Origin of the sequence: Halomonas sp. BDJS001 (assembly GCF_026104355.1) — a bacterium.
Lineage (GTDB): Bacteria > Pseudomonadota > Gammaproteobacteria > Pseudomonadales > Halomonadaceae > Vreelandella.
This window is the reverse complement of the sequence record NZ_CP110535.1, coordinates 2,544,976-2,565,537: the sequence shown is the minus strand read 5'-3', so window position 1 is coordinate 2,565,537 and position 20,562 is coordinate 2,544,976. Positions and strand designations below refer to the sequence as shown.

Sequence of the window (20,562 nt, the reverse complement as noted above, 5' to 3'; positions counted from 1 at the left end):
GTACTTACTTAAGGTGGGGACGCAAGTCTCCGCGAACGGCATCGAGTAGCGTAATAAAGTGGTAATCCTGGGGAGTGTCCAGGCAATCAACTCTAACGTTAGTGCGCATGCCTTTATCCATATTCAACTGGTCGAATATTTCTAACGTTAGCTTACGTGCAGGCTTATCACCTGGCGCCAAGATGCCATCTTCAAGGGTGAAGGTCTCCAGCAGGGTGACGCGTACGCGGGTGCTGTTACCTTCGCTAAGCATGCGGCGCACAAACAGCCAGCCTTCGCAGGGGAGGGCGTGATTGTCATCCCGCTGGCGTAGGAAAATCGTACGATAGCAGGCGCCTTCGATCGAGGCCTTTTCAGCCATGCTGCGATAGGCCTGCACCACTTGGTTTGCTGACGCCCGGGCGTCCTCTAAACGCTGCACGATTCCTTGGTGTTCGCGGCTTAGCTGCTCTTGACGTTGAAACGTCAGCCATTGGCGGTACTCGGCCATCAGTTGAGAAGACGCCATAATCACTCCGTGAAAGGTATTGGCTAAAATAGCTGCGGAAAACAGCGGCTTGAAATATGCAAAGGCGACACCTTCGCATATTCCTGCGCGCTGAGCTAGCGCCGTGCGCGACGTTTACGCTCGCCACCGGTATTGGCACTCTGGCCTTCGGGTTTGCGTTTGGCGCGCGGCTGACGTTGATTGCGTCGGCCATTTTCGATGGGCTCAGGTTTGATACTGGGGTCGGGCTCAAAACCTGGCTCAATGTGCTTAGGCAGCGTCTGTTTGATCAGGCGCTCAATGTTGCCCAGCAGGGCGTCTTCATCGACACATACCAACGAAACGGCTTCGCCATTGCTGCCAGCCCGACCGGTGCGGCCAATGCGGTGGACGTAATCTTCCGCTACGTTGGGCAGGTCGAAATTAACCACGTGGGGCAGCTCATTAATATCCAGACCGCGAGCAGCGATATCGGTGGCCACCAGTACCTGTAGGTCGCCACTCTTGAATGCCGTTAGTGCGCGAGTACGAGCTCCCTGGCTTTTATTACCATGGATTGCCATGGAGGGGATGTCCTGCTTGGAGAGCTGCTCGGCAAGGCGGTTAGCACCATGTTTGGTACGCGTAAATACCAGCACCTGGAACCAGCCATTTTGCTGAATCAAGTGGGCCAGCAGTTCACGCTTCTTCTCGCGATCAACGCGGTAAATGGCCTGCTCAATTTTGTCGGCAGTGGCATTGCGCGGCGCGACTTCAATCATCGCCGGGTTATCCAGCAACTGTTGTGCCAGGGTCTGGATCTCGTTAGAGAATGTCGCCGAAAACAGCAGGTTTTGGCGCTTTTTAGGCACTAGGCGCAGCAAGCGTTTAATATCGTGAATGAAGCCCATATCCAGCATACGGTCAGCTTCATCAAGCACTAAAATCTCGACGCAGGAGAGATCCACATGTCCCTGCTGATGGAGATCCAGCAGGCGTCCAGGGGTGGCAACAAGTACATCCAAACCCGCTTTTAGTGCATCGATTTGAGGCTGTTGGCCGACGCCGCCAAAAATAATATGGGAGCGCAGAGCCAAGTGTTGTCCATAGGTCGATACGCTTTCGCCGACTTGAGCGGCAAGCTCACGGGTGGGGGTTAGTACCAGTGCGCGTACCTGACGTTTCCCAGGCCGCTTGCCAGAGCTTAAGCGTTGCAGCATTGGCAGCGTGAAACCAGCGGTTTTACCCGTGCCGGTTTGGGCGCTGGCCAGCATGTCACGACCCTCTAGTACGACGGGAATAGCCTGTCGTTGTATCGGGGTGGGCTCGGTGTAACCTTGCGCTGTGACAGCGCGTAACAGATCGGCGTGCAGGCCAAGTTCAGAAAAGCTCATGCGTTCTCCGCAGTCACCTAGTGAATTAATACCGGTAAATGGTTGTTATCACTAGGTGTTATGTTCAAAAAGCGAGGTTGATTCACCTTCGCGGCAGCGAAGTGTGCCAGATAATTCAGCGTGCCGCGATGGTCGTTGGTTAGCCGTGGATGACCGTGACAGGAGACGTGAAGGTTATAGCGCCAAGCAGCACTATCATCCTAGTGTGCACGGACACACCAGAAAACTACGTGTCAGTAATAAGCCGGGTAGTGTAACACGGTTATGGGGCCTCAGCTTGTTTCGCTGAATCGTTCCAGTGGCGGTGCCTGGGCATGCAGTGGAATCAACCGCGCTAACGTAGCCGCGGGCAAGTCGAGCTGGGCGACTTCCTTGGGGGGTAATGCAAAAAAGTGCTTGGGGGTGAAAACACCAAGTTGAAACAGTTGGCGGGCCGTAGCTGGCCCTATGCCATCAAGCGCTAATAGTTGTCTTGCAAAGAGGGTGAGAAAACGACTGTTTTGCTGCTCATCAAGATCGTCGCTAGCCGTTTGATAATAGTGCCCCGCTTGCAGGGTAATGAACTGCTCAATGCGCTGAAGCGCGGCTAGCGTTGAGGAGTCACGACTGTGAGCTGTTAACTGGTCACGCAGTTCGTCGTGGCTATTTAAAGCCGTTTCGAGTAGATCTAGCGTCAATTCACCCTCAAGCAGTGCCGTGACGGTATGTATGAGGGTGTTAATGGTATCGCGCAGTTGTTCAACGGGCAGACCTGTGGTCTGGCTTTGTTCAGCTGTCATAGTGACATCCCTGAGAGGGTTAGCATTAAGCGTAGTGCAGCAAGCTCCGTTTAGAAAAGCGCTGATTAATCAAAATAATCGCCCTGTCGTATTTCAGTGGCGATCAGTTCGGCGGCTTGATCCCAACTATCAGTTAATGCGCGCACCAAGGCGGGGTAGCCATCTTCTGCTAGAGGGGTTTCTGCATAGAAGTTTTCCATCACTAACAGCTCTCCAACATCGTTAAGTAATTGCCATTGGCCGCTAGCCACAGCGACACCGTCAAAGCGCCCCTGGAATTGATCCACGTTGAGGCGCAGCGTCAAGGCGTTAGCCTGTTCGCCTTCTGCACGCATAACCCTAATCGTTGGCAGCGCATGCGCCAGATTGGCGCGCAGATTCCGTTCTAACTGCCTGCCTAACCCTTCTGCCCACTGATGCTCGCGAGCGGCGTTCAACGTAATGTCGTCTAGCTGCATCACAATGCCGTCGACATCCAGATAGTGGGCAAGCCGAGGTGAGTTCACTATAAGCGTGCCCTCGGGCTGGCGAGCGGTGCTAGTCAGCGGGTCGCTCGGCAGCATGTAGCGAGAGGGGGGCGTGACGCTGCTGGCACAGGCGGATAACAACAAGCATAGCAGCAGCAAGGAACATCTCATCCATATGAACATCGTTAGCTCCTTAATCCCGTGGCGCGCGCGGGATGGGGTCTTGGGCATCCAGATTGTCAAACAACAGCGCTCTGGGGTTGTCATTGAGCGTACGTGTCAATGGCTGTAGGTCACGCATCAAGCGATCCAGCCGTTCAATGGCCGTAGTAAGCTCTTGATAAGCCGGCGATGAAGGCGATAAGCCCTGGAGCGTGCCACGTAGTTCATCCAGCGTCGCGTTAAGGTTTCCTCCAACGGCCTGGGTTTCAGGATCATTGAGCAACTGGTTCAGAGAGGCGCTCACTTCGCGAACTTCATTCAGCATCTGCTCGGAAGCTTGTAAGTTACGATCCAAGCCGGTTAGCAGCGGTTCAACCTCAAGGGCGTTTAGCTTATCAAGTAAATTGGTCACTTGGGCCTGTATCTGGGCAAAGCCGCCAGGGACGGTGGGGAACACTGGGCGATCCGAGAAGCGCTCGGCAGTATATTCATCGGCCAGGTCTCGCTGAAAGTTTAAGTCGACAAACAGGGCGCCCGTTAGCAGACTGCCATTTTTTAACGATGCGCGTAGACCCAAACCAAACATACGCTGGAACCGCGCCTCCCACTCTTCGAGATCAATATCGCTATTTTCAATACCCAGGCGCTGAGGCTCAATCCTGATGAGTACTGGGATGGCAAAGCGGGCCCGTGAGTCGGGCTGTGGTGCGGTAAAATTCCAGGGCACGGCAGCAACGGTGCCCAGTCTCACACCGCGAAACTCTACCGGCGCTCCTTTTGAGAGTCCGCGCACTGTTTCGTCTACCAACAGGACATACTCTAGATAGCGATTAAAGGTACCTTCTCGGGCGGCGTTTTCATCGGCATAAAGGGTAAAGCGTGTATTGGCTTCAACCGGCTGCCCCATGGGCAGGTCTTCGGGTACGCCGAAGGTAACACCGCCACCCAGCAGTGCTTCCAATGACTCGACGTTAACGCGCACACCGTCGGCGTCCAAGCGAAAATCGATACCGCTAGACGTCCAAAAGCGTGTGCTGTCGGTGACTAAATTGGTGTATGGCTCTTCAATAAACACCTGATGCTGCATGGTGCGTGAGAGAGGCTCAAAATTATTCTCTTCAATACGCCCCACGGTATAACCCTGGTAAGAAACCGGGTCACCTACCCGCAGTGAGTTGCCCAGTTGGCTCGTCAAACTAAGACGCAGCCCCGCTTGGCCGGCGGGCGCAACAGGGGGGATATCGCTGACGGGAAATTCCCGTCGGGGTGCTTCCGCAGTGCCTGGTTCAAGCTGAATATAAGCACCGGAGAGTACAGTGCCTAAACCACTAATACCCTCACGGCCAATGCGTGGCTTAACCACCCAAAAGCGGGTGTCTTCGCGCAGAAGATCCTCAACCTCCGGTTGAATACGAGCAGTCAGTACGGCATGGGAAAGGTCGTCCGACAAACGCACATCCTGCACCCGGCCCACTTCTACATTGCGGCTACGGATCAGTGTATTGCCCGCTTCGATTCCCTCGGCACTCTCCATGGTCAGCGTCACCAGCGTACCGCGACTGGCGTAGTTGTCATAAACCAGCCATAGACCAATGGCAATCGCAACGATAGGCACGACCCAAATAGGGGAGAGCCGGGTTTGGCGTGAGGTTTTGGCCTTATTAAGATCCTGATCATTTGTGGGATTGGTATTAGGCGGTGTTGTTTCATTAGCCATCAACAGGTTCCTTGGTGGCCGCTTTACGGCGAAGAAGGGAGTGACGAGGTGGAAGCGGAGTGTCCCAAATTAAACGCGGATCAAATGTCATCGCCGCTAGCATGGTTAATACAACCACCGAGCCAAAAGCGAGTGCCGCCGGGCCTGGTGTAATTGACATCAAGGAGCCTGCGCGAATCAGTGCCACGAGTATGGCCACCACAAAAACATCGACCATTGACCAGCGTCCAATAAATTCCGTTAGACGATAGAGTCGCGTACGGCTTTGGGCGTTTAATGCGCTGCTACGCCGAACCACTAAGCATAGCCAGATTAACGCTAATAACTTGCCGACGGGAACGATCACGCTGGCAATAAAAATAACCGCCGCAATTGGCCAGGAGCCCATCTGGATTAGTTGAACCACGCCGCCAATGATGGTTGAAGGTGAGGAGTTGCCCAGGCTGGTGGTTGTCATAATGGGATACACATTGGCAGGAATGTACATAATGGCCGAGGCGGCGAGAAGTGCCCAGGTGCGCTGTAAGCTATGCGGCAGTCGCTGATGAAGCTTTTCATTGCAGCGAACGCAGTGACCACGCCCCTGGGGCGATAAGCGGTTGATCAGCCCGCAGGTAGGGCAGCCGGTCAGGCCTTGAGCGCCAGCAGGCAGTCCTGTTTGCGTACCTTCGGGAGCCAGTGGTTCTCCCTCTAACGAGAACCACATCCAGTCGGCATCCAGGGACTGGGTTGTCATCAGTAGCAGTAGTGCAAAAGCACAAAACGCCCAGAAGGAGATGCCTATTGTCACATCGGCCAATCCGGCGATTTTTATCAGGCTTACCAGAGCGCCGATAATAAACACGTCGGCCATCATCCATGGCGTTAAGTGCGCCAGTGAGCGTGCGATGTCACGGCTAAAGGGCAGGGGGCGATCACGGAGTAACCCAAACTGCAGCCAAAGAACCCCGAGTAGATAGACCGCGGGGAGTACCACAATGGTCATGATGACGGCGATAGCGACCACCGGCTGGTGAAAGCCAATCAGTGTGGTGGCGGTCTGGGTTAGTTCAATGCGGTTACTCACCCCACTGACCGTGAAACTGATAAAAGGGAACGAGACCGCGACCATCAGCGCAACAAGAGAGGCGATGGCCAGGGCCATACTGCGCTGTGCCGGGTAGCGATGGCGTTTAACCAAAACATGTGAACAGCGCGGACAGCTGGCTTTCTCACCTGAGTTTAACGGCGGCAGTGCCGATACCCAGTCGCACTCGTGACAGGCACGCAAACGCCTTCGCTGAGTTCGAGCCTCAGGTGGCAAACGGTCAACGAGGGGGGCGTTAACCGGTAATGTGCGGCGCTTAATCAATCGTTGTGGAAGCAAAAAGCAAAACTCTCAGTGCGAACCCTAAGCAAAGCTACTAGGATGTGGCGGATTAGGCTGTCAAATGCGCATTTAGCAAGCCTATGTCGCTGAAACAGTGTTAAAAAACGTAGGCTAGCCGCTTGACCAAAGCGTTAGTTTAGACAACGATGCTGCGGCGCAGTGACGAGCAGTTAAATGCGATCATAATGGCCGCCTACTTTTCTGTCAGGTTGGTCCCTCATTAAAGTGTCGCAGCATAGAGGTCAGGATAGCTAGTAATAGCATCTGACTGCCGTCGCTATGAAGTGGTACTTGGATACAAAATCTGCAAACTGTGACAATCATTATGTCATGAAGGAAATGGAATGTTGCTCCCCACATTAGCGGTTGTGCTTGGATTGGTTTTATTGGTCTGGAGTGCCGAGAAGTTTATCGACGGCGCGGCGGCAACATCGCGCTGGCTTGGCCTGTCCCCATTGCTGATCGGGATGTTGATCATAGGATTTGGAACCTCGGCGCCAGAAATGATGGTGTCCGTTCTGGCGGCTATGGACGGAAACCCTGGCTTGGCTGTCGGTAACGCCTACGGCTCAAATATTGCCAATATCGGTTTGATCCTCGGTTTGGTAGCCCTTGTGGCGCCGCTGTCGGTGCATTCTAGCGTTATCAGTAAAGAGATGCCTATCCTGATGCTGGTCATGCTGGCGACGGGTTTGATGCTGCTGGACGGATTTGTCGCGCGCTGGGAGGCCGTGTGTCTTTTGCTGGCGTTGGTTGTTTTTATCGTTGTGAGTATCGTTCGCTCGCGCAATCAACCCGAAGATGCGCTGGTTGCTGAAGTAGCAGAAACCTTGGATAGCAAACCGATGTCCCGGGGCAAAGCTATTATGTGGACCCTGGTAGGGTTAGTGCTGTTAATCGCCAGTTCGCGGCTACTGGTGTGGGGAGCTGTAGAAATTGCGCTGCGCTTTGGTGTGAGCGACTTGATTATTGGTCTTACCGTGGTCGCTATTGGCACGTCGCTACCTGAGCTAGCCTCCTCTATTACCGCCCTGCGCCGAAATGAGCACGACATGGTGCTGGGGAATGTGGTCGGATCCAACCTCTTTAACAGCCTGGCGGTAGTCGGCCTTGCCGGCGTTATTGCGCCCATTGAAGCTGGGCGCGAAGTGCTGGTGCGCGACTGGAGTGTGATGACCGGAATGACGCTGTTGATGATTCTGTTTGCATTCTCCTGGCGTGGCCGCCCTCGGCGTATAAACCGCTTGGAAGGGGGGGTTCTGCTGGCGCTATTTATCGCCTACACCGGTTATATGGTCAGCGTCGTCATATTGTCGCGATAGCCTTATTGCGTCATTGCGCCTCATGCGGGGGATTGGTGCGTCAATGCGACTCATCTTGGACATGCGGTGGCTGCAGTATAATGACTGTCCAAGAGGGCGCTAGTGATAGAAGCTTAGTTCCGCAACGCAAACGCAAAGCAGCGTTGTACTAAGGAGCCTTGCGTAAAGAAATAAGCTTAGTGCTTATAACTAAAAGTGTCGTGCCATGAAGGCTCAACTAAGCTTGTGTTAACCCATCCATGGGATACCGATTCAGGTCTTAGGAGAGTGAAATGGAACTTGATCCGCTGGTGTTGTCACGATTGCAATTTGCATTTGTCGTGTCGTTTCACGCCATCTTCCCCGTGTTTACGATTGGCCTTGCATCCTACATAGCGCTGCTTCATGGCCTTTTCTTCAAGACGAAGAACCCTGCGTGGGACCGCCTTTCGCTATTCTGGACAAAGGTATTTGCCGTTGTCTTTGGCATGGGGGTGGTATCAGGCATTGTTATGTCATTCCAGTTTGGTACTAACTGGAGTAACTTTTCCCAGGCTTCATCGAACTTCCTTGGCCCCATGCTCAGCTATGAAGTCGTCACGGCGTTCTTTTTAGAGGCAGCCTTTTTGGGCGTGCTGCTGTTTGGTCGCGGTAAGGTGCCTCAAGGGGTTCACTTATTTGCTGCCATTATGGTGGCAGTGGGCACCTTTATCTCCTCCTTCTGGATTCTGTCCGCTAACAGCTGGTTGCATACCCCGGCAGGTGTTGAGTTGGTCGACTTCCGTTTCCACGTGACCTCCTGGAGCGAGGCGATCTTTAACCCCTCGTTTCCCTACCGCTTTATGCATATGGCCGTTGCCTCGTTTCTAACCGGTGGTTTTGTTGTGGCAGGGGTGAGTGCCTGGTTTCTGTTGCGCGATCGGGATCCGGAAGCGAATCGTCGCGCGCTCTCTATGTGCCTTTGGCTACTGCTTTTTTTAGCGCCCACCCAGGCAGTTATCGGCGACTTCCATGGCATTAATACGTTAGAGCACCAGCCGACTAAAGTGGCGGCGATGGAAGGGCATTGGGAAACCTCGGGCAATGTACCGCTGCTGCTGTTTGCGATTCCTGATCAAGAGGCTCAAACCAATCACTTTGAGCTGGGTATTCCGAACCTGGCCAGTATCATCTTGACCCACTCTATTGACGGGGAAGTGCCGGGGATAAGCGAGGCGGCGCCTGAAGAGCAGCCGCCGGTGCTGATCGTTTTCTGGGGCTTCCGTGTCATGGTGGGCATTGGACTGCTGATGATTGCGGTGGCGTTGACGGGGCTAATCTTGCGTCGCAAAGGGCGCATCTACGACAAGCGGCTATTCTTAAAAGGCCTGACGGCGATGATCCCCATGCCGTTTATTGCTGTCTTGGCGGGTTGGATCGTCACTGAGTCAGGCCGTTCGCCTTGGTTGGTGTACGGCATGATGACCCATGCCGAGGGGTTAACGCCTTCGCTGACGGGCCCTATGGCGTTATTCACTTTGATTGGTTACGTCTTGGTCTACGGCGTGGTGTTTTATACGGGTGTGTATTATCTCACCCGGGTCGTGCGTAACGGTATGTTGCCTGAGGAGCAGGACGCTGGGACTCATGATCACTTCAAGCGTCCGATGCGGCCTATGTCGGCTGCTCATACCCCTTATGATGATGACGTTGAACCGGCGAGGAGCTGAACATGGAAATGTTTGATTTAACGTTGATCTGGGCCTTTATCATCGGCTTCGGCATTATGATGTACGTGCTTATGGATGGATTTGATTTGGGGCTGGGTATTCTTTACCCCTTTGCTCCTGATGAAGATTCTCGAGATGTAATGATGAACACGGTGGCCCCGATATGGGACGGTAATGAAACGTGGCTAGTGCTAAGCGGTGCAGGTTTGTTAGGTGCTTTCCCTCTGGTTTATTCAGTGTTTTTACCAGCTTTGTATATTGGCGTTTTCCTGATGTTGGCTGGGTTGATCTTCCGGGGGGTTGCTTTCGAGCTTCGCTTTAAATCGCGGCGTAATCGGCACTGGTGGAATCGTGCTTTTTGCTGGGGGTCGGTGATCGCCGCTTTTGCCCAAGGCGCTGTGGTAGGTGCTTATATTCAAGGTTTTCCGGTGGAAGATTTCGCCTATGTGGGTGGGGCATTTGATTGGCTGACGCCTTTTTCTGTATTAACCGGCCTTGGCTTAATGGCAGGTTACGCGTTACTTGGCGCTACTTGGCTGATACTAAAATCAGAAGGGCATATCCAAGACTGGGCCTATAAAATCACTCCTTTGCTATTGGCGCTTGTGCTAGCGGTATTTGCGATTATTAGTATTTGGACGCCGTTCGTTAACCCGATGGTGTGGGAGCGTTGGTTTGGCAATTTGCAGTTGATCTGGGTATTTCCTGCATTGGCATTGCTATCTGCGTTTATGGTTTATCGCTCTGTGAAGCGTCGTGATGAAGGCATTCCTTTTATCGCTACCATTGGTATTTATCTGTTTACCTATTTAGGTTTGATAGTCAGTAAGTGGCCGATCATCGTACCCCCAAACTACACGTTGTGGGATGCAGCCTCAGCCCCTGAATCCAGCTGTTTTTATTGATTGGCATGCTCTTCGTTATTCCCATCATCCTTGCATATACCGCCTGGACCTATTGGGTGTTCCGCGGTAAGGTGCGTGTAGGTGAGGGATACCACTGATCCATGGTAACTGAAGACACGCTTTCTCTTACGCCGCGAAGTTGGTTGCAAGCGTTGGCTAAGGGAGAGCGTAAGCGCCTGCTTGGTTCAGCGCTTTGTGGCGTGGTGGCAGGTAGTCAAACGATTGTCGTGGTGGTTGGTCTTGCGTGGCTTATTGATCAGCTAGTGGTGCATCATCGACCACCCTTTTCTCTATTGCCGATATTTTCCCTCCTAGTGGGCAGTGTGCTGTTACGCGCTGCTTTTCAGTGGGGGCATGAAACACTAAGCCTGGAAGCGAGCCTGCGAATTCGACAGCGTGCCAGAGCTCAGCTGTTGGATAAACTTTCCGCTCTAGGCCCGGTTTGGTTAACCAGCCAACACAGCGGTTCCCTAGCTAACCAAGTGGTCGAGCACATTGATGCGCTGGAAGGCTATTTCGCGCGTTTTTACCCTCAGCTACGAATTACGCTCTGCTTGCCGCTATTGATACTGGCGGTGGCGGGGTGGCTCGATTATTTGGTGGCTCTGTTTCTGTTGCTTTCTGCGCCGCTAATTCCGCTGTTTATGGCGCTGGTTGGTATGGGGGCGGAGCGCCTTAATCGTGATCAGTTTGTGGCCGTATCGCGATTGTCGGCGCATTTTATTGACCGTGTGCGGGGCATGACCACACTTCAGCTTTTTGGCCGCACGGCAGAAGCGCAGCAGGAGGTTTGGTATGCCACTGACGGTTATCGGCGCCTTAGCATGCGTACTCTTCGCCTGGCCTTCCTCTCATCGGCGGTGCTGGAGTTTTTTTCCTCGGTCGCGATTGCGGTTGTGGCCATGTACGTCGGTTTCGGCCTGCTGGGCTACATCGAGTATGGGCCGTCTCCTGCACTGACGCTTTTTTCGGGCTTGGCGGTGCTGCTGCTTGCACCCGAATTTTTCAGCCTCTGCGCACCCTTTCTCAGCACTACCATGATCGCGCTGCGGCTTTGGGCGCTGCCGAAAGCGTGGTGAATATACTCAACCAGGCAACCTTGGTGAGCAAGCAGCGTTCTCTGATGCCGCTGTCGCATAGATCAGCCATAGAGTTAACGGCGGTTTGTGTTACTTACCCTGGCCGTGGGCAAGTGATAGGCCCAATCAATCTCACTATTCAGCGCGGCGAAGTCGTCGTGCTCAGCGGTGCTTCCGGCAGCGGCAAGTCGACGTTGCTGGCGCTGCTGGCGGGCTTTATCGCCCCCAGTGCTGGGGAGTATAGGCGGCAGGAAGATAGCCACTTTGCCTGGCTGGATCAGCAGCCCTCTCTCTTGCATGGCAGTTTGATCGATAATTTACGCTTAGCGTCCCCTGAAGCTTCCCGTGAAGAAATGCTCACCGCACTAGAGCGAGCGGGTTTTGGGCCCCTGTTAACGCAACTGCCCGATGGGTTGGATACGTTAATAGGCGAGCGCGGGGTAGGATTGTCAGGTGGTCAGGCGCAGCGCCTAGCCCTTGCACGAGTCTATCTCAGCAATGCATCACTGGTGCTGCTAGACGAACCGACGGCGAGTTTAGACCACGAGACTGAGCAGTTGGTGATGGCCGCTTTGCTAGAGCTTGCCCAAGAGGGCCGCACCCTGGTGATAGCGACCCATCACCCGGCAGTTATTGACACGGCCCAACGCCATTTGGCGTTTGAGCAGGGTGAGTTGGTGGAGGTCTCCGAATGAGGGCTATTTACCGCGACTTCTGCCCCTGGCTGCTGCTTCTACTGCGGCGTCGCCGACGTTTCTTGTTGGGCACTCTGTTGGTGTTTGTCACCCTGATGGCTGGGCTGGCGCTTTTGGGTCTATCGGGTTGGTTTATCACTGCTAGTGCCCTGGCCGGTATCGCCCTTGCCATGGGGTTGCCCGCACGGTTAGATGTTTATGTCCCCGGTGGCGGCATTCGTTTTTTGCCTTGGCGCGGACTATAGCGCGCTACATGGAGCGGCTGTATAACCATAATACGGTGTTAACGCTGCTTGCGGATCTGCGTTATCGGGTGTTTGGTTATTTGACGCGCTTTGATGACGCTCGCTTGCGTGGTGAGCGTGCCAGCGACTGGCTGAGCCGTTTAACGGCGGATATCGATACCCTGGATAATTTTTATCTGCGCCTATTGGTGCCGCCGCTAGTGGCGCTGTTTGGCGTGGTGGCTGTTGTCCTTTTTGTAGCTATCTGGTTGCCCGGCGTTGCCGTGCTGATGGCGATGACGCTGGGCTTGCTGTGGCTGGTAGCGACCCTGTTGGTTGCGGCCTGGGGGTTTTCGAATAGCTACCAGCAGGTGGTTGACCAGCAGTTGCTGCGTCGCCTGGTGGTCGATCAAGTCCAGGCCTCGGCCGAGTTGATGAGCTATCAAACGACCCAGTGGCACCGGACGATCATCGCCACGCAGGAGCAGCAGGCATTCAGTAATCAGCGTCGCTTAGGGCGCAAGGCGGCATTAATAAACTGCCTAGTGAGTGTCGTCAGCGGGGTAATGGTCGTGGCGGTGTTGTGGTTAGCGAGCCTGATGCTTACCCAGCAATCGGTGTCGGGGCCTATCTTGGTGATGGCAGTATTGATTGCACTGGGGGTGAACGAGGCGTTTATATTGCTACCGGCAAGCTTTATCAAACTGGGCGCAAGCTATGCAGCGGTGCGGCGCTTAAATGAGCTAACCGGTGTTTCCTCGCCTGCTTTGCCTGTTGTTACATTCCCTGAAGGTACTGGTTTGAACATTCAAGCTAACCAACTCTCTTTACGCTATGCGCAAACGCTAGAGCCCGCGTTAAATGAGATTGATCTTCAAATGCCCGCTGGAAAGCGTGCAGTGATTACCGGTAACTCCGGTGCGGGAAAATCGTCTTTAGCCAGTGTGCTGATGGGGCGCTTAAAAGCGACTGGGGGGGAGGTGCTAGTCGGCGGCGTGCCAGCTTGGCAGCTCACGGCCGAAGACCGTGCCAATCACTTTGCCATGCTCACTCAGCAGGTAGACCTATTTGATGCTTCAATTGCTGAGAACCTGCGTATTGCTGATCCCACTGCGAGTGATGACAAACTCTGGAAGGCATTGAGGGCTGTTACCCTGGATAGCTGGGTTGAGCAGCTGCCAAAAGGGTTGGCGACGGCGGTGGGCGAGAAAGGGCAGCAGCTTTCCGGTGGCCAAGGTCGACGCTTGGCATTAGCACGCCTAATGCTATGTAACCCCAAGGTGGTGATTCTTGACGAGCCGTTTGCAGGGGTTGATGAAACGACGGCAAAACATATCGCCGCTTCCCTGGATAAATGGTTGGTGAATCGAACGGCGATCTTCTTGGTTCATCAGGTGAGTTCGCTCAATCTACTGCCTGGGGTGGAGTACCACTGGCACCTGGATGCCGGTAAACTTAGCCAATTCCCCCTTAACTATCGATAATAAGTTGCATCGATTTATAGATAAGACAGCGAGGAGCCCGTCATGCATGAATTTTTACGCACTCTTCCTAAAGTAGAGCTCCATTTGCATATCGAAGGCTCGCTTGAACCAGAATTAATGTTTGCTTTGGCGCAGCGTAACGGGATTGAGCTGCCCTATGCCACGGTGCAAGACGCGAAAGATGCTTACCACTTCAGCGACCTACAGGGGTTCCTGAATCTCTATTTTCAAGGCATGAGTGTTCTGCGTAATGAGGACGATTTTTACGATCTGGCAATGGACTATTTCAAGCGTGCGCGAGGGGAGGGGGTTGTTCATATCGACATGCACTTCGACCCCCAGGCGCATCTACAGCGTGGCGTACCTTTAGAAGTGGTTATGGATGGATTATTAAAAGCCAAACGGGAAGCTGAAGAAACCCTCGATCTTTCTGTTGGTATGATTATGGCTTTTCTGCGTGATCGCCCCGCAGACGAGGCGTTGCATGTGCTGGAACAGGCCGCTCCCTATTGGAAAATGCTGGATGCCATTGGTTTAGATAGCGCTGAACAAAATAACCCTCCGGTAAAATTTGTTGAGGTATTTGATCGCGCTAAGCAGCTTGGGCTAGTGCGCGTAGCCCATGCAGGGGAGGAGGGGCCTGCTGAGTATATTAAAGAGGCCTTAAATGTACTTGATGTTCAGCGCATTGATCATGGGGTGCGCTGTTTAGAAAGTGACGAGGTAGTTGAGCGTTTGCGCAACGAAAAGATTGTACTCACCGTATGCCCGCTCTCTAATGTCAGCTTGAAAGTGGTAGGGGATCTTCGTGATCATCCACTGCCACGGCTATTGGCTGAGGGGCTTAAAGTCACTATTAGCTCAGATGATCCCGCCTACTTCGGCGGCGGCATGTTAACCAATCATATTGCGTGCGCCGATGCGTTTGGTTGGGACGAAGCGGTATTTCGTCAGTTAACGCGTAATGCTATTGAAGAAGCATTTGTTGTCCCGCAGCGTCGTGAAGAACTGATGGCTCGTTTGGCTGCAGTGTAAAAGATTTACCCCTAGTTTATTTTGGTAGATGTGACGGCTATGAATGCAGTGCTAGGTTTTTACTCATAAATGTTCAAAACGCTGTTGACCCTGGCGGTAAATCGGGTAGTATACGCCACACGTCAACGGGGCACTGCCTCAGCGACCAGCTCTTTAACAATTTGATCAGGTAATTCATGTGGGCGCTTGCTGATGTTGGTGACAAATCACCAAATATCAAGGCAAGCGACTCAAGCAATAAGGTTTTAAAGGATTCGTCCTTTAGGATCTGTTTTGAATGAATTCGTTTGAACCTTGAGCCAAGTTTGGTTCGCTTCTGTCACTTACGGGTGGCAGGTAAGAGCCGCATAGATCTTAAACTGAAGAGTTTGATCATGGCTCAGATTGAACGCTGGCGGCAGGCCTAACACATGCAAGTCGAGCGGTAACAGGGGTAGCTTGCTACCCGCTGACGAGCGGCGGACGGGTGAGTAATGCATAGGAATCTGCCCGGTAGTGGGGGATAACCTGGGGAAACCCAGGCTAATACCGCATACGTCCTACGGGAGAAAGGGGGCTTCGGCTCCCGCTATTGGATGAGCCTATGTCGGATTAGCTAGTTGGTAAGGTAATGGCTTACCAAGGCAACGATCCGTAGCTGGTCTGAGAGGATGATCAGCCACATCGGGACTGAGACACGGCCCGAACTCCTACGGGAGGCAGCAGTGGGGAATATTGGACAATGGGGGGAACCCTGATCCAGCCATGCCGCGTGTGTGAAGAAGGCCCTCGGGTTGTAAAGCACTTTCAGCGAGGAAGAACGCCTAGTGGTTAATACCCATTAGGAAAGACATCACTCGCAGAAGAAGCACCGGCTAACTCCGTGCCAGCAGCCGCGGTAATACGGAGGGTGCAAGCGTTAATCGGAATTACTGGGCGTAAAGCGCGCGTAGGTGGCTTGATAAGCCGGTTGTGAAAGCCCCGGGCTCAACCTGGGAACGGCATCCGGAACTGTCAGGCTAGAGTGCAGGAGAGGAAGGTAGAATTCCCGGTGTAGCGGTGAAATGCGTAGAGATCGGGAGGAATACCAGTGGCGAAGGCGGCCTTCTGGACTGACACTGACACTGAGGTGCGAAAGCGTGGGTAGCAAACAGGATTAGATACCCTGGTAGTCCACGCCGTAAACGATGTCGACCAGCCGTTGGGTGCCTAGAGCACTTTGTGGCGAAGTTAACGCGATAAGTCGACCGCCTGGGGAGTACGGCCGCAAGGTTAAAACTCAAATGAATTGACGGGGGCCCGCACAAGCGGTGGAGCATGTGGTTTAATTCGATGCAACGCGAAGAACCTTACCTACCCTTGACATCTACAGAAGCCGGAAGAGATTCTGGTGTGCCTTCGGGAACTGTAAGACAGGTGCTGCATGGCTGTCGTCAGCTCGTGTTGTGAAATGTTGGGTTAAGTCCCGTAACGAGCGCAACCCTTGTCCTTATTTGCCAGCACGTAATGGTGGGAACTCTAAGGAGACTGCCGGTGACAAACCGGAGGAAGGTGGGGACGACGTCAAGTCATCATGGCCCTTACGGGTAGGGCTACACACGTGCTACAATGGCCGGTACAAAGGGCGGCGAGCTCGCGAGAGTCAGCGAATCCCTTAAAGCCGGTCTCAGTCCGGATCGGAGTCTGCAACTCGACTCCGTGAAGTCGGAATCGCTAGTAATCGTGAATCAGAATGTCACGGTGAATACGTTCCCGGGCCTTGTACACACCGCCCGTCACACCATGGGAGTGGACTGCACCAGAAGTGGTTAGCCTAACGCAAGAGGGCGATCACCACGGTGTGGTTCATGACTGGGGTGAAGTCGTAACAAGGTAGCCGTAGGGGAACCTGCGGCTGGATCACCTCCTTAAACGATGCGTCACAGTTAGTAAGCGTCCACAATGAATTACCTGATCAGATATAGAGCAAACGGTTTAAGCACGATTCCCTCTTGGGTCTGTAGCTCAGTTGGTTAGAGCGCACCCCCTGACCTTAAATGGAAAGCAGGGTGAGGTCAGCTGGTGAGCCTGAGATTCTTGGGGATGGCTGAATTAACCGGGTCTGTAGCTCAGTTGGTTAGAGCGCACCCCTGATAAGGGTGAGGTCGGCAGTTCAAGTCTGCCCAGACCCACCAAATTTGCGTGATACGTCGTTGCTTCACTACTCGCATAGCAGGCTATGCGTCGCACTGAAGCGCCTAGTCTCACACAAATTTCCCGGAAAAATAGCGTATCAATGGGGCCATAGCTCAGCTGGGAGAGCGCCTGCCTTGCACGCAGGAGGTCAGCGGTTCGATCCCGCTTGGCTCCACCATTAAGTTCTTATTTGACATGCCGTTTGTTGATGTTTCGTGACCATTGATAAGTCGTACGCTAAGCGTCGTCTTATCACTGTTCATTGAACAGCTGCTCTTTAACAATGTATATCATGCTGACAAGAACACTTCTTAGGAAGTGCTTCTTAAATTGTGATACGTCTCAAGCGTATCCGGCAAAATGAAACGTGATCATTGCGACATCCAGACTCCTTCGGGTTATAGGGTCAAGCAATGAAGCGCACACGGTGGATGCCTAGGCAGCCAGAGGCGATGAAAGACGTGGTAGCCTGCGATAAGGTTCGGTGAGGTGGCAACAACCTGTGACCCGGACATCTCTGAATGGGGAAACCCACTCATCATAAGATGAGTATCGTGCCCTGAATACATAGGGGTACGAGGCGAACCAGGGGAACTGAAACATCTAAGTACCCTGAGGAAAAGAAATCAACCGAGATTCCCCCAGTAGCGGCGAGCGAACGGGGACCAGCCCTTAAGCATGAGACTGATTAGGCGAACACGCTGGGAAGCGTGGCCGTAGCGGGTGATAGCCCCGTAGTCGAAAATCTGATCATGTGAAATCGAGTAGGTCGGGGCACGAGAAACCTTGACTGAAGACGGGGGGACCATCCTCCAAGGCTAAATACTCCTGGCTGACCGATAGTGAACCAGTACCGTGAGGGAAAGGCGAAAAGAACCCCGGAGAGGGGAGTGAAATAGATCCTGAAACCGTGTGCGTACAAGCAGTCGGAGCCCACTTGTTGGGTGACGGCGTACCTTTTGTATAATGGGTCAGCGACTTATATTCAGTGGCGAGGTTAACCGTATAGGGGAGCCGTAGGGAAACCGAGTCTTAACTGGGCGACACAGTCGCTGGATATAGACCCGAAACCGAGCGATCTATCCATGAGCAGGGTGAAGGTTGAGTAACATCAACTGGAGGCCCGAACCAGGATCTGTTGAAAAAGATTTGGATGACTTGTGGATCGGAGTGAAAGGCTAATCAAGCTCGGAGATAGCTGGTTCTCCTCGAAAGCTATTTAGGTAGCGCCTCACGTAGTACCGCCGGGGGTAGAGCACTGTTTCGGCTAGGGGGTCATCCCGACTTACCAACCCGAGGCAAACTCCGAATACCGGTGAGTAACGCGTGGGAGACACACGGCGGGTGCTAACGTCCGTCGTGAAAAGGGAAACAACCCAGACCGTCAGCTAAGGTCCCGAAATCCTGGTTAAGTGGGAAACGATGTGGGAAGGCTCAGACAGCTAGGAGGTTGGCTTAGAAGCAGCCATCCTTTAAAGAAAGCGTAATAGCTCACTAGTCGAGTCGGCCTGCGCGGAAGATGTAACGGGGCTAAACCAGGTACCGAAGCTACGGGTTCATCTTCGGATGAGCGGTAGAGGAGCGTCGTGTAAGCCGATGAAGGTGGATTGAGAAGTCTGCTGGAGGTATCACGAGTGCGAATGCTGACATGAGTAACGATAAAGGGAGTGAAAAACTCCCTCGCCGGAAGACCAAGGGTTTCTGTTCGACGCTAATCGGAGCAGAGTGAGTCGGCCCCTAAGGCGAGGCCGAAAGGCGTAGTCGATGGGAAACGGGTCAATATTCCCGTACCGGACATGGTTGCGATGGGGGGACGAAGAAGGCTAGGTGAGCCAGGCGTTGGTTGTCCTGGTGAAAGTGAGTAGGCTGAGAGTTTAGGTAAATCCGGACTCTTTTAAGGCCGAGACACGAGACGAACTGACCACGGTCAGGAAGTCACTGATGCCACGCTTCCAGGAAAAGCCTCTAAGCTTCAGATCATGTGCGACCGTACCCCAAACCGACACAGGTGGTCAGGGTGAGAATCCCAAGGCGCTTGAGAGAACTCGGGTGAAGGAACTAGGCAAAATGGTGCCGTAACTTCGGGAGAAGGCACGCCGGCGTAGGGTGAAGAGACTTGCTCTCCTAGCCCGAACCGGTCGAAGATACCAGGTGGCTGCAACTGTTTATTAAAAACACAGCACTCTGCTAACGCGCAAGCGGACGTATAGGGTGTGACGCCTGCCCGGTGCCGGAAGGTTAAATGATGGTGTTAGCCGCAAGGCGAAGCTCTTGATTGAAGCCCCGGTAAACGGCGGCCGTAACTATAACGGTCCTAAGGTAGCGAAATTCCTTGTCGGGTAAGTTCCGACCTGCACGAATGGCGTAATGATGGCCACGCTGTCTCCACCCGAGACTCAGTGAAATTGAAATCGCCGTGAAGATGCGGTGTACCCGCGGCTAGACGGAAAGACCCCGTGAACCTTTACTATAGCTTCACACTGGACGCTGATGTTGCCTGTGTAGGATAGCTGGGAGGCTTAGAAACCCGGACGCCAGTTCGGGCGGAGCCAACCTTGAAATACCAGCCTGGCATCATTGGCGTTCTCACTCAGGTCCGTTATCCGGATCGAGGACAGTGTGTGGTGGGTAGTTTGACTGGGGCGGTCTCCTCCTAAAGAGTAACGGAGGAGCACGAAGGTACCCTCAGCACGGTCGGACATCGTGCAATGAGTGCAAGAGCATAAGGGTGCTTGACTGCGAGACAGACACGTCGAGCAGGTGCGAAAGCAGGTTCTAGTGATCCGGTGGTTCTGTATGGAAGGGCCATCGCTCAACGGATAAAAGGTACTCCGGGGATAACAGGCTGATACCGCCCAAGAGTTCACATCGACGGCGGTGTTTGGCACCTCGATGTCGGCTCATCACATCCTGGGGCTGAAGTCGGTCCCAAGGGTATGGCTGTTCGCCATTTAAAGTGGTACGCGAGCTGGGTTTAGAACGTCGTGAGACAGTTCGGTCCCTATCTGCCGTGGGCGTTGGATGTTTGAGAAGGGCTGCTCCTAGTACGAGAGGACCGGAGTGGACGACCCTCTGGTGTTCCGGTTGTCACGCCAGTGGCATTGCCGGGTAGCTATGGTCGGACGGGATAACCGCTGAAAGCATCTAAGCGGGAAGCCCCCTTCAAGATGAGACATCCCTGAGGTTTGATCCTCCTGAAGGGCCCAGCGAGACCAGCTGGTTGATAGGCACGGTGTGGAAGCGCTGCAAGGCGTTGAGCTAACGTGTACTAATGGCCCGTGAGGCTTGACCCTATAACACCCAAGGGGTCTGGTCGTGATGATGACGTCAATGAAAAAGCCGGATACGCAGCGTGTGGCCCCAGCGACATAACGCCAGGGCGGCAGGCAATGAGACGATCACAATTTAGCCATAGTCAGCATGATGTACATAGCCAGTTACGCCTGACGACCATAGCATGCGTGAACCACCTGATCCCTTGCCGAACTCAGAAGTGAAACCGCTTAGCGCCGATGGTAGTGTGGGGTCTCCCCATGCGAGAGTAGGTCATCGTCAGGCACTTATTATGAAAAATCCCCCGGGGCTTGCGCCTTGGGGGATTTTTTTTGCGCGTGGGGGAGGT

General features: G+C 53.7%; 11 protein-coding genes, 2 tRNA genes, 3 rRNA genes and 2 pseudogenes. 12 read left to right on the top strand and 6 right to left on the bottom strand.

From position 1 onward, the window contains the following. Nucleotides 1-4 precede the first annotated feature (4 nt). From OM794_RS11860 to OM794_RS11835, 6 genes are all read right to left on the bottom strand, one after another. On the bottom strand, nt 5-508 hold the full coding sequence (locus tag OM794_RS11860; RefSeq protein ID WP_226251024.1) for a hypothetical protein: 504 nt from the start codon (nt 506-508) through the stop codon (nt 5-7). Between the two features lie 95 nt (nt 509-603). Continuing rightward, nucleotides 604-1,860, bottom strand: a complete 1,257-nt coding sequence (locus OM794_RS11855) for a DEAD/DEAH box helicase (protein ID WP_226251023.1) — start codon at nt 1,858-1,860, stop codon at nt 604-606. Nucleotides 1,861-2,132: 272 nt separating this feature from the next. Next, nucleotides 2,133-2,639, bottom strand: a complete 507-nt coding sequence (locus tag OM794_RS11850) for a hypothetical protein (RefSeq protein WP_226251022.1) — start codon at nt 2,637-2,639, stop codon at nt 2,133-2,135. A gap of 65 nt (nt 2,640-2,704) precedes the next feature. Further along, a complete protein-coding gene (locus tag OM794_RS11845) occupies nt 2,705-3,289 on the bottom strand; it encodes a membrane integrity-associated transporter subunit PqiC (RefSeq protein WP_226251021.1) in 585 nt (194 codons plus the stop codon). Between the two features lie 10 nt (nt 3,290-3,299). Continuing rightward, entirely contained in the window at nt 3,300-4,985 is a 1,686-nt protein-coding gene (gene pqiB / locus OM794_RS11840) for an intermembrane transport protein PqiB (protein WP_226251020.1), read from the bottom strand. After that, entirely contained in the window at nt 4,978-6,336 is a 1,359-nt protein-coding gene (locus OM794_RS11835) for a paraquat-inducible protein A (protein ID WP_226251085.1), read from the bottom strand. Before OM794_RS11835 ends, pqiB begins: the two co-directional genes overlap by 8 nt. 362 nt (nt 6,337-6,698) lie before the next feature. Here OM794_RS11835 and OM794_RS11830 point away from each other — a divergent pair, with 362 nt between their 5' ends. The 12 genes and pseudogenes from OM794_RS11830 to rrf all read left to right on the top strand — a co-directional run bounded on the left by OM794_RS11830 (nt 6,699) and on the right by rrf (nt 20,498). After that, nucleotides 6,699-7,676, top strand: coding sequence for a calcium/sodium antiporter (locus OM794_RS11830; protein WP_226251019.1), 978 nt, complete (start codon nt 6,699-6,701; stop codon nt 7,674-7,676). Nucleotides 7,677-7,948: 272 nt separating this feature from the next. Further along, nucleotides 7,949-9,364 carry a cytochrome ubiquinol oxidase subunit I gene (locus OM794_RS11825; RefSeq protein WP_226251018.1) on the top strand — a complete coding sequence of 472 codons (1,416 nt, stop codon included), beginning with the start codon at nt 7,949-7,951 and terminating at the stop codon, nt 9,362-9,364. A 2-nt stretch (nt 9,365-9,366) separates the two neighbouring features. Then, nucleotides 9,367-10,367: pseudogene (gene cydB, locus OM794_RS11820) on the top strand (cytochrome d ubiquinol oxidase subunit II). 3 nt (nt 10,368-10,370) lie between these two features. Continuing rightward, nucleotides 10,371-12,043: pseudogene (cydD, locus tag OM794_RS11815) on the top strand (thiol reductant ABC exporter subunit CydD). Next, complete coding sequence (locus tag OM794_RS11810; protein WP_265153757.1) at nt 12,040-12,288, top strand: hypothetical protein; 249 nt, start codon at nt 12,040-12,042, stop codon at nt 12,286-12,288. Before cydD ends, OM794_RS11810 begins: the two are co-directional and overlap by 4 nt. An 8-nt stretch (nt 12,289-12,296) precedes the next feature. After that, entirely contained in the window at nt 12,297-13,751 is a 1,455-nt protein-coding gene (locus tag OM794_RS11805) for an amino acid ABC transporter ATP-binding/permease protein (RefSeq protein ID WP_265153755.1), read from the top strand. 42 nt (nt 13,752-13,793) lie between these two features. Next, nucleotides 13,794-14,786: an adenosine deaminase gene (locus OM794_RS11800; RefSeq protein WP_226251014.1), complete on the top strand. Its 993-nt coding sequence runs from the start codon at nt 13,794-13,796 to the stop codon at nt 14,784-14,786. A gap of 356 nt (nt 14,787-15,142) precedes the next feature. Beyond that, a 16S ribosomal RNA gene (locus OM794_RS11795) occupies nt 15,143-16,675 on the top strand. A 187-nt stretch (nt 16,676-16,862) separates the two neighbouring features. Beyond that, nucleotides 16,863-16,939 (top strand) — tRNA-Ile (locus tag OM794_RS11790). Nucleotides 16,940-17,042: 103 nt separating this feature from the next. After that, nucleotides 17,043-17,118 (top strand) — tRNA-Ala (locus tag OM794_RS11785). Nucleotides 17,119-17,344: 226 nt separating this feature from the next. Beyond that, nucleotides 17,345-20,233: ribosomal RNA gene (locus OM794_RS11780) — 23S ribosomal RNA — on the top strand. Nucleotides 20,234-20,382: 149 nt separating this feature from the next. Further along, nucleotides 20,383-20,498: ribosomal RNA gene (rrf, locus tag OM794_RS11775) — 5S ribosomal RNA — on the top strand. Together the 16S, 23S and 5S rRNA genes with 2 tRNA genes alongside form the textbook arrangement of a ribosomal RNA operon. Nucleotides 20,499-20,562 lie beyond the last annotated feature (64 nt).

What these genes read in the sequence shown, in the direction of transcription:
- pqiB (WP_226251020.1), bottom strand. Translation starts at nt 4,985, where the DNA reads ATGGCTAATGAAACAACACCGCCTAATACCAATCCCACAAATGATCAG.
- OM794_RS11825 (WP_226251018.1), top strand. Translation starts at nt 7,949, where the DNA reads ATGGAACTTGATCCGCTGGTGTTGTCACGATTGCAATTTGCATTTGTC.
- OM794_RS11860 (WP_226251024.1), bottom strand. Translation starts at nt 508, where the DNA reads ATGGCGTCTTCTCAACTGATGGCCGAGTACCGCCAATGGCTGACGTTT.
- OM794_RS11855 (WP_226251023.1), bottom strand. Translation starts at nt 1,860, where the DNA reads ATGAGCTTTTCTGAACTTGGCCTGCACGCCGATCTGTTACGCGCTGTC.
- OM794_RS11830 (WP_226251019.1), top strand. Translation starts at nt 6,699, where the DNA reads ATGTTGCTCCCCACATTAGCGGTTGTGCTTGGATTGGTTTTATTGGTC.
- OM794_RS11800 (WP_226251014.1), top strand. Translation starts at nt 13,794, where the DNA reads ATGCATGAATTTTTACGCACTCTTCCTAAAGTAGAGCTCCATTTGCAT.
- OM794_RS11810 (WP_265153757.1), top strand. Translation starts at nt 12,040, where the DNA reads ATGAGGGCTATTTACCGCGACTTCTGCCCCTGGCTGCTGCTTCTACTG.
- OM794_RS11805 (WP_265153755.1), top strand. Translation starts at nt 12,297, where the DNA reads ATGGAGCGGCTGTATAACCATAATACGGTGTTAACGCTGCTTGCGGAT.
- OM794_RS11850 (WP_226251022.1), bottom strand. Translation starts at nt 2,639, where the DNA reads ATGACAGCTGAACAAAGCCAGACCACAGGTCTGCCCGTTGAACAACTG.
- OM794_RS11845 (WP_226251021.1), bottom strand. Translation starts at nt 3,289, where the DNA reads ATGTTCATATGGATGAGATGTTCCTTGCTGCTGCTATGCTTGTTGTTA.